The organism is Rhodococcus wratislaviensis, from assembly GCF_900455735.1.
GTDB lineage: Bacteria > Actinomycetota > Actinomycetes > Mycobacteriales > Mycobacteriaceae > Rhodococcus_F > Rhodococcus_F wratislaviensis.
Window position 1 is genome coordinate 1 of record NZ_UAUI01000018.1, and the last position, 13,551, is coordinate 13,551.

The 13,551-nt window shown below is 68.2% G+C and carries 10 protein-coding genes; 2 read left to right on the forward strand and 8 right to left on the reverse strand.

Annotated features, from left to right (window positions below; translation table 11 throughout):
- The coding region (locus DTA22_RS21140) for a vWA domain-containing protein (protein WP_146777781.1) at window positions 1–1,885 on the forward strand (1,885 nt) is incomplete at its 5' end.
- A gap of 50 nt (window positions 1,886–1,935) precedes the next feature.
- Here DTA22_RS21140 and DTA22_RS21145 read toward each other — a convergent pair.
- Complete coding sequence (locus tag DTA22_RS21145) at window positions 1,936–2,958, reverse strand: agmatine deiminase family protein (RefSeq protein ID WP_112300789.1); 1,023 nt, start codon at window positions 2,956–2,958, stop codon at window positions 1,936–1,938.
- Complete coding sequence (locus tag DTA22_RS21150; protein ID WP_037243699.1) at window positions 2,958–3,938, reverse strand: nitrilase-related carbon-nitrogen hydrolase; 981 nt, start codon at window positions 3,936–3,938, stop codon at window positions 2,958–2,960. Before DTA22_RS21150 ends, DTA22_RS21145 begins: the two co-directional genes overlap by 1 nt.
- 161 nt (window positions 3,939–4,099) lie before the next feature.
- On the opposite strand from DTA22_RS21150, the gene DTA22_RS21155 reads away from it, so the two are divergent.
- Window positions 4,100–4,711, forward strand: a complete 612-nt coding sequence (locus DTA22_RS21155; protein ID WP_005238594.1) for a TetR/AcrR family transcriptional regulator — start codon at window positions 4,100–4,102, stop codon at window positions 4,709–4,711.
- Here DTA22_RS21155 and DTA22_RS21160 read toward each other — a convergent pair.
- From DTA22_RS21160 to DTA22_RS21185, 6 genes are all read right to left on the reverse strand, one after another.
- The gene (locus DTA22_RS21160; RefSeq protein ID WP_112300790.1) at window positions 4,671–6,251 is read right to left on the reverse strand and encodes an APC family permease; all 1,581 of its coding nucleotides are present in this window, start codon (window positions 6,249–6,251) and stop codon (window positions 4,671–4,673) included. The genes DTA22_RS21155 and DTA22_RS21160 overlap by 41 nt on opposite strands.
- 55 nt (window positions 6,252–6,306) lie before the next feature.
- On the reverse strand, window positions 6,307–7,197 hold the full coding sequence (locus DTA22_RS21165) for a universal stress protein (protein WP_112300791.1): 891 nt from the start codon (window positions 7,195–7,197) through the stop codon (window positions 6,307–6,309).
- Between the two features lie 34 nt (window positions 7,198–7,231).
- Entirely contained in the window at window positions 7,232–8,686 is a 1,455-nt protein-coding gene (locus DTA22_RS21170) for an NAD-dependent succinate-semialdehyde dehydrogenase (RefSeq protein ID WP_037243705.1), read from the reverse strand.
- Window positions 8,679–10,640, reverse strand: a complete 1,962-nt coding sequence (locus tag DTA22_RS21175; RefSeq protein WP_112300792.1) for a primary-amine oxidase — start codon at window positions 10,638–10,640, stop codon at window positions 8,679–8,681. The genes DTA22_RS21170 and DTA22_RS21175 overlap by 8 nt, the downstream gene beginning before the upstream one ends.
- Before the next feature lie 81 nt (window positions 10,641–10,721).
- Window positions 10,722–12,062: a 4-aminobutyrate--2-oxoglutarate transaminase gene (gene gabT, locus DTA22_RS21180; protein ID WP_037243709.1), complete on the reverse strand. Its 1,341-nt coding sequence runs from the start codon at window positions 12,060–12,062 to the stop codon at window positions 10,722–10,724.
- Window positions 12,063–12,113: 51 nt separating this feature from the next.
- The gene (locus tag DTA22_RS21185; protein ID WP_037243711.1) at window positions 12,114–13,544 is read right to left on the reverse strand and encodes a gamma-aminobutyraldehyde dehydrogenase; all 1,431 of its coding nucleotides are present in this window, start codon (window positions 13,542–13,544) and stop codon (window positions 12,114–12,116) included.
- Between the last annotated feature and the right edge of the window lie 7 nt (window positions 13,545–13,551).

The following is a 13,551-nucleotide window of genomic DNA, read 5'->3' on the forward strand; positions in this document are numbered from 1 at the left end:
TGAGGCCCTGGCCGCGATCGGTGACGACGTGTTCGCGGGAACGTCCCCGCGGCAGGCGCTGCGCGAGATGCTCCGGCGCGGCAACCGGGACATGCGCGGCCTGGACGAGCTTGCGGCCGAGGCGAATCGGCGTCGCCGTGAACTGCTGAAGCGGAACAACCTGAACGGCACACTCGAAGAGGTCCGGGAACTCCTCGACCGCGCGGTGCTCGAGGAACGCAAGACGCTGGCCCGCGCGCTCGACGACGACGCCCGCTTCTCGGAGATGCGCCTCGAGGAACTGCCGCCGTCCACCGCGCAGGCCGTGCAGGAACTCGCCGACTACGACTGGCGTAGTTCGGAAGCCCGCGAGGACTACGAGAAGATCCGGGACCTCCTGGGCCGCGAAATGCTGGACCAGCGGTTCGCCGGCATGAAACAGGCCCTCGAGGGTGCCACGGAAGAAGACCGCGAACGCATCCGGGAGATGCTCGCCGACCTCAACGACCTGCTCGACAAGCATTCGCGCGGCGAGGACACGCAGGAACAGTTCGACGAGTTCATGGACAAGCACGGAGAGTACTTCCCCGAGAACCCGCAGAACGTCGAGGAGCTGCTCGATTCGCTGGCGCAGCGGGCGGCGGCGGCGCAGCGCCTGCGGAACTCGTTGTCGCAGGAGCAGCGCGACGAACTGGATGCGCTGGCGCAGCAGGCGTTCGGCGATCCATCGCTGATCGGACAGCTGGACCGTCTGGACCAGCATCTGCAGGCTGCGCGGCCGGGTGAGGACTGGCAGGGCGCGCAGCGGTTCCGCGGCGACGACGGCATGGGCCTGGGCGAGGGCACCGGGGCGTTGCAGGACATCGCGGAACTCGAGTCGCTCGCGGAGCAACTGTCGCAGCAGTACGCGGGCGCACAACTCGACGACATCGACGCGGACACTCTGGCCCGGCAACTGGGCGACGAGGCGGCAGCCGATGCGCAGACCCTCGCCGAACTCGAGAAGGCCCTGCGCGATCAGGGCTTCTTCGACCGTGGGGCGGACGGCCAGTGGCGCCTGTCGCCCAAGGCGATGCGCCAACTCGGTCAGACGGCTCTGCGGGACGTGGCGCAGCAGCTGTCTTCGCGTGGCGGGCAACGGGAGACGCGCCGCGCCGGGGCGATGGGGGAGCCGACGGGTGCGTCCCGCGAGTGGGCGTTCGGCGACACCGAGCCGTGGGACGTCACGCGCACGATCACCAATGCCGTGCTGCGGGCGGCATCCGATCCGGTCGAGCGCGGTCGTGTCCCGGTCCGGTTGTCCGTGTCGGACGTGGAGGTGATGGAGACCGAGCAACGGTCGCAGGCGGCGGTCGCGTTGCTGGTCGACACGTCGTTCTCGATGGTGATGGAGGGGCGGTGGGTGCCGATGAAACGCACCGCCCTCGCCCTGAACCATTTGGTGAGCACCCGGTTCCGCAGCGACGAACTGCAGCTCATCTCGTTCGGCAGGCACGCGCAGGTGCTGACACCGTCGGAGCTGGCCGGCCTGGACGGCGCGTGGGACCAGGGCACCAATCTGCACCACGCGCTGCTGCTGGCGGCTCGGCATCTGCGCAGGCATCCCAACGCCCAGCCGGTGGTCCTGATCGTCACCGACGGTGAGCCGACGGCCCACCTGGAGCCGGACGGCTTCGCGTACTTCGACTACCCGCCGAGCGCCCGGACCCTCGGTCTGACGGTCCGGGAACTCGACACCCTGGCCCGGCTCGGCGCTCACGTCACGTTCTTCCGGCTCGGTGAGGATCCCGGGCTCGCGCGGGTGGTGGACCGGATGGCCGAGCGGGTCGGCGGACGCGTCGTGGCGCCCGGGCTGGACGGTCTCGGCGCCGCCGTCGTCAGCGACTACATGCGTCGCAGGCGCTAGCCCGTGAGTACTTGTCAACCGCCCGCGGTTGACAAGTACTCACGGGTGCGTCAGCGCACGGCGGGCTGGTGCTGGGTGATGCAGTGGATTCCGCCGCCGCGCGCGAAGAGTGGGCGGGCGTCGACCGACACGACCGTGCGTCCGGGGTAGGCGGCCGACAGGATCGCGACCGCTTCCTCGTCCGCGGGATCGTCGAAGCTGCATGCGATGACGCCGCCGTTGACGACGAAATGGTTGATGTAGCTGTAGTCGACGAAGCCCTCGTCGTCGCGCAGGACCGTCGGCGCGGGGACGGTGATGATCTCCCACGACTCACCGCGGGCGTCCGTGGTCTGCTTCAGCACGTCGATGACGGCCTTGCTGACCTCGAAGTCGGGGTGTTCGGGGTTGCGCTGGTCGTGCACCAGGACGACGCCGGGTGACGGGATGGCGGCGACGATGTCGACGTGCCCGCGCGTGCCGTACGTGTCCTGGTCCCGCGTCAGTCCGCGTGGCAGCCAGATCACCTTGGTGGCACCGATCGTCCGGTCGAGCTCGGCCTCGATGTCGGCTTTCGACAGTTCCGGGTTGCGGCCGGGGTCGAGTTGCACGGTCTCGGTCACCAGCACGGTGCCGAGGCCGTCGACCTGGATGCCGCCGCCCTCGTTGACGATCCGCGAGTCGACGAGTTCGGCCCCCGACCGCTCGACCACCAGTGCGCCGATCTTCGAGTCCTTGTCCCACTGAGCCCAGTCCTGGCCGCCCCAGCCGTTGAAGATCCAGTCGACGCCGCCGAGGCGTCCGTCCTCGGACAGCACGAAGGTGGGTCCGATGTCGCGCATCCAGGCGTCGTTCAGCGGCGCCTCGACGATGTCGATGTCGGCGGAGAGGTACTCCTCGGCCGCCGACACCTGACCGGGATCGACGACGACGGTGACGGGCTCGAACCGGGCCACGGCGTGTGCCACCTCGGCCCACGTGGTGCGGGCCTCGTGGTGCTCCTCGGGGGTGTCGCCCAGGGAGTAGCCCTCACTGGGGTAGGCCATCCAGGTGCGTTCGTGCAGTTCGCCTTCCGCGGGCATGCGCCAGGTCATCAGGCCCTCCCGAACGGGGAGGCGTGATCGACCGGCTCGGTGAGGACGCCGTACGTGTCGGGGCGCCGGGTGGCCAGGAACGGGAACAGGGCCAGCCAGTCCTCGCGCTGCTGGAGGTCGAGGTCGGCGACCAGTACCGCGGATTCGTCGCGTGGGGCCTGCGCGAGGATCCGGCCGTAGGGATCGGAGATGAACGACGAGCCGTAGAACGTGATGAGGCCTTCGCTGCCGTGGCGGTTGGGGACCACCATGAACGTGCCGTTCGCGATGCCGTTGCCGACGATCACCTGCTGCCACAGCGGCTGGGTGTCGAACTGCGGGTGGTCGGGCTCCGAGCCGATCGCGGTGGGGTACACCAGGATCTCGGCGCCGCCGAGGGAGTAGGCACGGGCGACCTCGGGGAACCACTCGTCCCAGCACGTCGGCAGTCCGAGCTTCGCGCCGCCGAGTGCCTCGGCAGTGTGGACGGGGTACGGATCGGTTGCGGGACCGCCGCGGAAGTAGGTGTCCTCGTAGTAGCCGGCGGTCACGGGGATGTGCAGCTTGCGGGTGCGGGCGAGCAGTTCACCGGAGGGGGCGACGAGGATGGCCGTGTTGAAACCGAGCCCGTCCTCGTACTGCACACCGTCCTCGGTGTCGTTCCGCTCGTACAGCGACGCGTGGACGAGGACGCCGTGTTCCGCGGCGGCCTTGGCGGCGAAAGTGAACGTGGGGCCGGTGAGGAGGTCCTCGGCGGTACGTCCCGGGTTGTCGCCACCGGGAGTCGACGCCGGGTAGCGGCTCAGCGTGAGTTCGGGGAGGAACACCACGCGCGCCCCGAGTTTCGCTGCCTCGGCAATGCCCTCGTCGAGTTCGGCCCGCAGATCCTGATCGTTCTCGTGCCAGCGGTGCTGGACGAGGCCGACGCGGAGCGGGGTGCGTCCGGTCTCGCGCGTCCTCGACAGGGACTCGGGAGGGGTGAGGGCGGTAATCGTCAACATTGTGTTTCCTCGGATGTTCGGTTCGGCGAGCGCCTAAAACGAATTGGATTCGTTAAGTATGGTGGGTGAATGCTCGGCGATCAAGGGGTGGGACGTGACGATTTCGATTCCTTCGGTATCGACCCTGGTCGCCGTGACACACACCGACCAGGAGGGCACCCATGCCACGGCCATCACAGCGACTGCTGTCGCCGGAGATCATCACCGAAGCTGCCATGCGCATGGTGGACCTCACCGGTGATTTCACGATGCCGGGTCTCGCCGAACGGCTGAAGGTACGGCCCTCCTCGCTGTACAACCACGTGTCCGGGAGGGCGGAGATCATCGAACTGATGCGTGCCCGCATGATGGCGGGCATCGTGGTGGCGGACCCCGACGGCAAGTGGAGCGAGACGGTGGCCGGGCTGGCGCGCGAGTATCGGCGCAACTACGCCGAGCATCCTCGGCTGATTCCTCTGTTCACCGCGCACACAGTGCAGTCCGGTGTGGCGTTCGGGCTGTACAACGCGCTGGCGCAGGCATTCTCGGACGGTGGCTTCACACCCGAGGAGATCCTGCACGCCATCACGACGGTGGACAGCTTCGTGCTGGGGTCGGCGCTGGACCTCGCCGCCCCCGAAGTGGTCTGGGCGACCGCGCCGGAGGCGAACGAGGCCATGCTGGCCGCCCTCGCCACGTCCGGGCCGAACCCCGGACGGGCGGATGCAGCATTCGAGTTCGGGCTGCGGACGCTTATCGCGGGCTTGGTGGCGCAGGCTCCGATCGAGCCGTGAGATCGCCCTCGTCCCGCAACGCGGACGTGTCGCGGTTGAGGGTCTCACCCCGGAAGAAGGCGGGACTGCGGAAGCGCATGACCATCATCAGCACTGCGCCGAGCAGAAGGATGCCGAAGCCGAGGTAGAAGACGAGCCCGATGCCGCCGATGGACGCACCGCTCGCGTTCTCCGGGTCCATGCTCTCGTCGATCGAGATGACGAACACGGCCAGCAGCATCAGCCCTCCGAGCAGCGGGAACGCGAACCGGAAGACGGCGTTGCGCACGCTCGTGAACAACCTGTCCCGGAAGTACCAGACGCAGGCGAACGCAGTGATGCCGTAGTACCAGCAGATCATGATGCCCAGCGCGGCGATCGTGTCGAGCAGCGTGCGCTCGGACAGGAACGTGACGACGGTATAGAAGACCGCGGTCACCACGCCTGCGACGACGGTCGCGTAGGAGGGCACCAGGAATCGCGGCGACACCTCGGCAAGTTTCTTCGGTAACGCGCCGTAGGCGCCCATGGCCAGCATCGTGCGCGCCGCGGGCAGGAACGTGGTCTGCAGGCTCGCGACCGAGGAGACGAACACGGCGAGGAACAGCAGCATGCCGCCCCAGTTGCCGAGAACCGGATCGGCGAGGGCACCGAAGACGTTCTCGGAGTTGTCCGGGTTGCCGAGGCCGAGGCCGTCCTCGCCGACGCCGGCGTACATCATCGCCGCGACCGACACGAGCAGGTACGTCAGCAGAATCGTCGCGACGCACAGCAGTCCGGCGCGACCGGGGGTCTTCTTCGGGTTCTTCGATTCCTCGCCGAGGGTCAGGCAGGTGTCCCAGCCCCAGAACGCGAAGATCGAACCCGTCAGGCCGATCACGAACGCGCCGAGCGCCAGTCCCGTGAACGGGTTGAACCAGCTCAGGTCGAACGAGAGCCCGGCGGGGGCGTCCCCGTTGCCGACGTGAACCAGCGCCACCACCGCGAAGGCGATGAGCAGCACCATCTGGAAGCCGACGAGCGCGACCTGCAGGCGCTCGCTGGTGGTGATGCCGCGGCTGGCGATCCAGGTGGCCAGCGCGATGAACACGAGTGTCGTCCCGACGTTCACGAATTTGTTGCCGGGGAGATCGGCGATGCTCGGGGCGTCGAACAGTTTCGCGATGAACAGATAGAAGAACTGGACCGCGATCGCCGCGAGGTTCGAGAGCACGATGATCGTGGCGATCACCATGCCCCAGCCGCACATCCAGCCGACGTACGGACCGAACGCCTTGGTCGACCACGTGAACGACGCGCCGCAGTCGGGTGATTCGGAGTTGAGTTCACGGTAGGCGTAGGCCGTGAGGAACATGGGGATGAAGCCGGCGATGAAGATGGCGGGCATCTTCAACCCGACCGCCGCGACGATCAGTCCGATGCTGGCCGTCAGCGTGTAACCCGGTGCCACGGAGGAGATCCCGAGGATCGCCCCGGAGAAGGTCCCGACAGCGCCGGTGGCCAGCCCCTTGGCGCTCACGGCGGCGTCGGCCGACGCCGGTGCGCCTTCGCTGTTCGTCATGTCTGAACCTCCGGTCGGGAACGAGCGTGGATCCGGGGCGGGTGTCGCGGACGGTTTACTCACTGTTTTGGAACTCCTGCTTGGGGACGACCACCATGGGCACCGGCAGGACGCGGAGCATCTTGGCCGCGGTGGATCCCAGGAACAGTCGATGAGGTTGGGCGAGCCGGCTGGAGCCGACCATCACGAGGTCGCCGTCCTGCCAGTCGAGTTTGCGGACCGCCGATTCCACGGAGGATCCGTCGGCGATCGTGACGGACACGGGAAAGTCTTCGGGAAGAGCGGATTTCGCCACTTCGAGGGTGCTCTGCGCGTGGGCGACGGCCCGGTCGCGGATGTCGTCGGGGGTGTCCCGGTGATCGCGGAGGTCGTTCTGCGGGTCGAGCGCGACGAGCGAGACGAGGCGGAGCGGGGTCTTCATCCGCTCGCACGTCCGCACCGCCGTCCGCAGCAACACGTCGGCCCCGGTCCGGGTCCCGAGCGCGCAGGTGACCTCGCGGATCTTCTTCGCGGAAGAGTGCCGCGCCCCGCGAGGTGCGAGGGCCAGCGGAACGTGCGCCGAGTGCAGCAGTTCCGTCGAGACGGAGCCGACGGAGTGCCGCCCCAGCAGGCCGTCCCCGGCGGCGCCGACGACGATCGCCTGCGCCCCCAGCCGGGACACCTCGTCGATGAGACCCTGCGCGAACGATTCGTGGAAGCTCAGGTGGACGTCCACGTCGATGTCGCTCGGCACCGACGACTTCGCCTCGTCCAGCCAGCGCTGGGCGCGGGAGGCGAGGATGTCGTCGTAGCCGGTTTCTGCCGGAACTCTCGCCGGGACCGTCCGGTCCGGCGGGAGCACCATGCAGATGTCGAGCTGTGCGCCGAGACTGCGGGCGAGCTGCGCCCCGAGGGCCAGACCGTCCTCCCCACTGGGGGTGGCGAGATATCCAACGACCAAACGCATGGTGACGGTTCCGATCTGTCTCGGGGCGGGTGGTTTACGCGAAGCCGACGTACTTGGTCTCGAGGTACTCCTCGATGCCTTCGGTGCCGCCTTCGCTGCCGAGTCCGGACTGCTTGACTCCACCGAAAGGCGCGGCGACGTCGGAGATCACTCCGCGGTTGACGCCGACCATGCCGCTCTCGAGCTTGTCGGCGACGCGGAACGCACGGTCGACGTTCTGCGTGTAGATGTACGCGGCGAGACCGTATTCGGTGTCGTTCGCGGCGGCGACGCCCTCGGCCTCGGTGTCGAAACCGGTGATCGCGGCGACGGGTCCGAAGATCTCCTCGCGGACGATGCGCGCGTTCGCGGGCACCTCGTCGAGGACGGTGGGCTGGAAGAAGTACCCGGGACCGTCGACGGACTTGCCGCCGGTGCGGACCCGGGCGCCCGCGGCGACGGCATCGTCGACGAGGGACGCCACGTTGCGGCGCTGCTTCTCGTTGACGAGGGGACCGACGTTGGTGCCGTCTTCGCTGCCCGGTCCGACGGTGAGCGCGGCGATCCGGTCGGTGAGCTTGGTGGTGAATTCCTCGCGCACCGAGTTGGCCACGATCAGGCGGTTGGCGGCGGTGCAGGCCTCGCCGCCGTTGCGCATCTTCGCGGCCATCGCGCCCTCGACGGCGGCGTCGATGTCGGCGTCGTCGAACACCACGAACGGGGCGTTGCCGCCGAGTTCCATCGACGTGCGCAGAACCTGCTGGGCGGACTGCTCGATGAGGATCTTGCCGACCCGGGTGGATCCGGTGAACGTCACCTTCCGCAGCCGCGGATCCGCGAGCAGCGGTTCGGTGACGGCGGCGGCGTTCGATGCGGGCAGCACCGACAGCACACCGGCGGGCAGGCCTGCCTCGGCGAAGATCTCGGCGAGCAGCAGCATGGTGAGCGGGGTGTCCTCGGCGGGCTTGACGATGATCGTGCAGCCGGCGGCGAGCGCGGGGCCGATCTTGCGGGTGCCCATCGCGAGCGGGAAGTTCCACGGCGTGACGGCCAGGGTGGGTCCGACCGGAACCTTGGTGACCATGATCCGTCCACTGCCCGACGGTGAGGTGGTGTAGCGGCCCTGGATGCGGACGGCTTCCTCGCTGAACCAGCGCAGGAACTCGGCGCCGTAGTTCACCTCGCCGCGGCTCTCCGGCAGGGCCTTGCCCATCTCCATCGTCATCAGCAACGCGAGGTCGTCGGTGCGCTCGATGACCTTCTCCCACGCCGAGCGCAGGATGATCGACCGCTGCCGCGGCGCGGTCGCCGCCCAGTCCTCCTGGACCGCCGCCGCGGAGTCCAGTGCGCGCATCGCGTCCTTGCCGCCCGCATCCGCGACGTCGGCGATGAGGGTTCCCGTGGCCGGGTCGTAGACCGGGAACGTGCCGCCGTCGATCGGGTCGGTCTGGGCGCCGTCGATCCACAGACCGGTGGGCAGGGTGGCGCGGAGCCGTTCGAAATCAGTCATCGGAGTCCTCGTGGTGGGAATGGTGGTGATCGCACGCCTCCGGGGTGGGGGCGACGTCGAGGGCGGGGTTGCGGTCGAAGAATCCGACCGGCTTCAGCCAGAAGGACACGGTGTCCGCAGGCATGATCGGCCAGTCCTCCGGCCGGGGAATGTGGTGGATGCCGAACGTGTACCAGAGCACCACGTCGGTGTTCTCGATCGGCCGGTTCGCCTCGGTCCAGGCGGGAAGCCCGTGATCGACCTTGCTCTGGTTCACGAATTCCCCGGCGGGCCAGCGCTCGTCGGGTGAATTGGGTGTCACCCAGACGGTGTGGCCGATCGCGCCGGTGCGCTGGAAGATCGGCGACGCCGGGTCGAACATCGACGGGATCGCGCCGCCGGGAACGAGCTTGTAGGCGGGGGCGGTGCCGAGCCCGGTGGTCGTGTTGTCGTTGACCACCTTCCACGCCCGCTGGCTCTGCCAGTCGAAGTCCTGCCGGCCTTCGAGTTCGGTGCGCAGCGGGGTGTTCTTCTGCCGCAGCGCGAGACCCAGGGGGTTGTCCGGGCCCATCGGCACCACCTCGGTCTCGGTCGCGTACACCGTGTTCTCGGTGCCGTCCACGTCGAGATCGAGGCGGGCGACCAGGAAGTGCTGGTGGAACGGCGCGTACGTGCGGTTGTCGACGAGCGTCCCACTGGGGTGCTCCCCGCCTTCGGGGAAGTGGCTGACCACCATGATCCCGGTGGCCCGGACCTCGCACTCGATGTTGCCGTCCTGGTAGAACCGCCAGTAGACGAGATATTCGTAGTTCGCGACCGTCACGTGTGTCGACACCGTCAGCCGCCGCATGCGGCGCACCTCGGCGCCCGCATCGTGGTCGACGTGCTTCCAGAGGACGGCGTTGTCCTCCTCGTGGATACAGATCGCGTTCTCGATCGTGAACGGCACACCGTGGCTGTCGTGGAGTACTGCGTCGAGATACCGGATCTCACCCAGGCAGTCGCAGCCCAGGGTGAGCGAGGTGGTCATGAACCCGATGCCCCACTCGCCGATGTCGAAGGCGGTGCGGCGGTAGTGATCGGTGCTGGTGTCGCGGTACGGCACCGCCATCTCCGCGAACGACATCCGGTTCGCGATCGAGCGCACCCGGCCGTTGTCGTTGTAGGTCACCGCGTGCAGGGTCATGCCCTCGCGGTAGTTGAACCCCACCCGCAGCGACCAGTTCTGCCACTCGAGCTTGTTGCCCTCGAACGTGAACGACGGTCCCTCCGGCTGGACGATGTCCAACGGCTTCAACGGCGGCCGGGTGCTCGCGGCGCGGATCCGGTCCGGGATGTGCCGGGGCACGTACTCGCCCATGACCTCGGGACGTTCGACGCTGAACGTGTCCTCGATCTCGAGCAGTTCCATCTTGTTGACGTCGATCACGCAGTGGAAACCGTTGACCGGGCCCGCATACGGGTTGGCGCCCTCGGCCGCCCGGACCCAGGTGTCCGACCAGCCGAGCCGGCGCCCCTTGTACTTCTCCGGGGTCACCGCGTCGCCGTACGTCCAGACGTCCATGAACACCAGGCTCATGTCCGTGATCCCGCGCTTCGCGAGCGCCGCGATCACGTCCGGGTGCCCGCGGAGGAAGGCGTCCGACTCTTCCCATTCGTCCACCGTGAAATTCGCCTGGACGTCCGGGATGTGTTCCCAGGAGACCACGTTGTCTCCCGTGAGCGAGACGAGCGCCTTGTAGGTGTCTCCGCTGCCGCGGTCGAAGCACACGACGACGGCCCGGCGGTCCGGGACGGTGCCGGACGTATCGAACGCCGACACCTCGGCCTTGGCCGGTTCGGCCAGTTCGATCGACGCGAACCGCCAGCCGTCCCCGACCCCGTGTTCCCGGGCGAGGACGGCCGCGGCCTGCGCGAATTCGTCCGCCCCCAACGGGTCCAGAGGATGGAACGTGCCGGTGGTCGTCCGGGTCATGGTGTCTCCTCTGGTCGTGGGGTGGGCATTTCGTGCTCGTGCGCCTTTTCGGTCGCAATGACTACCGAAAAGGCGCACGGGTCAGACGAGCGAGCGCACGATCTGCTCGATGACGGTGAGGGCGTCGTCGAGCAGGTCGTCGCTGATCACCAGCGGCGGAAGCAGTCGGATGACGTTTCCGTAGGTACCGCACGTCAGCAGAATGACACCTTGTTCGAGCGCATGTGCGGCAATCGCCTTCGTCAGTTCGGCGTCCGGCTCGTCGGTGCCGGGCTTGACGAACTCCATCGCGAGCATCGCGCCGCGCCCGCGCACGTCACCGATGACGCCGACGTCGGCGGCCAGGGCCTTCAGCCGCGGCAGGGCCAGGTCGCCGATGTGCTGTGCGCGAGCGGGCAGGTCGAACTTCCGCATGCTGTCGATCGCGGCGAGCGCAGCGGCACACGCGACGGGGTTGCCGCCGTACGTGCCACCCAGACCGCCGGGGTGCACCTTGTCGAGGAGGTCGGCGCGGCCCGTGATCGCGGACAGCGGCATGCCGCCCGCCATGCCCTTGGCCATCGTGATGATGTCCGGGACGATCTCCTCGTGCTCGCACGCGAACCAGGCGCCGGTGCGGGAGAACCCGGTCTGCACCTCGTCGGCGATGAACACGACGCCGTTGGCGCGGGCCCAGTTCACCAGGGTGGGGAGGAATCCCTCGGCGGGAACGATGAATCCGCCCTCGCCCTGGATCGGCTCGATGATGATCGCCGCGAGTGAATCGGCGCCGATCTGCTTCTCCATCTGGCTGATGGCGCGCTGGGCGGCCTGCTCGCCGGTCAGTCCGTCCTGGTCCCGGTAGGGGTAGGACATGGGGAGCCGGTACACCTCGGGAGCGAACGGACCGAAGTGGGCCTTGTAGGGCATCGACTTGGCGGTGAGGGCCATCGTCAGGTTCGTACGACCGTGGTAGGCGTGGTCGAACGCGACGACGGCGTCGCGGCCGGTGGCGAGGCGAGCAACCTTGATCGCGTTCTCCACCGCCTCGGCGCCCGAGTTGAACAGGACGGTGCGCTTCTCGTGGTCGCCGGGGGTGAGGGCGGCGAGTTCCTCCGCCACGCGGACGTAGCCCTCGTACGGGGTGACCATGAAACAGGTGTGGGTGAAGTGCCCGACCTGCTCCCGGACCGCCTCGGCGACGGCCGGATCGGACGCGCCCACGCTGGTGACCGCGATGCCCGAGCCGAGGTCGATCAGGGAGTTGCCGTCGACGTCGACGACCACACCACCGTCGGCATCCGCCGCGTACACGGGGACGCTGGAGCCGACGCCCGCGGCCACGGTGGCGCGGCGACGTGCGGTGAGGGCCGCCGACTTCGGGCCGGGGAGCTCGGTGACCAGGGCGCGCTTCTGCGGCAGCCGGTACTGGATGTCGTTCATGATGGTGCAGTCCTCAGGGTCGTGACGTGGATGGGTAGGGGGTGGGCGACGTCAGTCGTTGGAGCTCATGACGTGCTTGATGCGGGTGTAGTCCTCGACGCCGTAGCCGGAGAGGTCCTTGCCGTAGCCGGAGTACTTGAATCCGCCGTGCGGCATCTCGGCGACGAGCGGGATGTGGCAGTTGATCCACACGGCACCGAAATCGAGTGCGGCCGAGAGCCGTTGCGTGACGCCGTGATCGTTCGTCCACACACTCGACGCCAGACCGTACCGGACGTCGTTGGCGAGGGTGACGGCCTCCTTCTCGTCGGAGAAGCTCTGCACGGTGAGGATGGGACCGAACGTCTCCTCCTGCACGATGTCGTCGCGCTGGTCGACGCCGGTGATCACGGTGGGTTCGAAGAAGAATCCCTGCTCTCCCGAACGCTTTCCGCCGGTGACGATCTTGGCCGAGGTGGGGAGCGCGGCGATCTTGGAAGTGACCGCGTTGAAGTGGTTGACGTTGTTGAGCGGGCCGTAGAACGTGTCCGGGTCGTCCGGGAGGCCGGGCTTGAGCGTCTCGGCCTTGCGGACGAGCGCGTCGACGAGCTGGTCGTGGATGGACTCGTGGACGAGGACGCGGGTGGCGGCGGTGCAGTCCTGGCCGCCGTTGAAGAAGGCGGCCTCGGCGATGCCACTGGCGGTCTTCTCGATGTCGACGTCACCGAAGACGATCGCAGGGGCCTTGCCGCCCAGCTCGAGGTGGGCGCGCTTGAGCTGGCGTGCGGCCGAGACGGCGACAGCGATGCCCGCCCGAACGGATCCGGTGATCGACACCAGTCCGAGGGCCGGATTCTCCACGAGGGTGGCGCCGGTCTCACCGTTGCCGAGGACGACGTTGAAGACGCCGTCCGGCAGGATCCCCTTGGTCAGCCGAGCCAGGACGAGCGTGCTGTTCGGGGTGGTGTCGCTGGGCTTGAGCACGATCGTGTTGCCTGCCGCGAGCGCGGGGCCGATCTTCCACAGCGCCATCATGAACGGGTAGTTCCACGGGGTGACCTGACCGACGACGCCGATCGGCTCGCGGCGCACGTACGACGTGAAGCCGTCCATGTACTCGCCGGCGGCCTTGCCTTCGAGCATGCGGGCCGCGCCCGCGAAGAAGCGGAGCTGGTCGGCGCCCACCTTGATCTCTTCGTCGGCGATGACCTGCTTGGGCTGCCCGGTGTTGCGGCATTCGGCCTCGACGAGTTCGTCGCTGTGCGCCTCGATCGCGTCGGCGAGCTTCAGCAACGCGGTCTGCCGCACGCTCGGAGTGGTCTTGCCCCACGAGACGAAGGCCCGCTCGGCAGCCTCGACGGCGGCATCCACGTCGGCCTTGGTGGAGACGGGCGCACGCCCGACGACGCTCTCGTCCACGGGGCTGATCAAGTCCAGCGTCTCCGTCGCGGATGAGGCGACGAACTCACCGTTGATGTAGTTCTCGAGTACGTCGATCGACATTCGTACC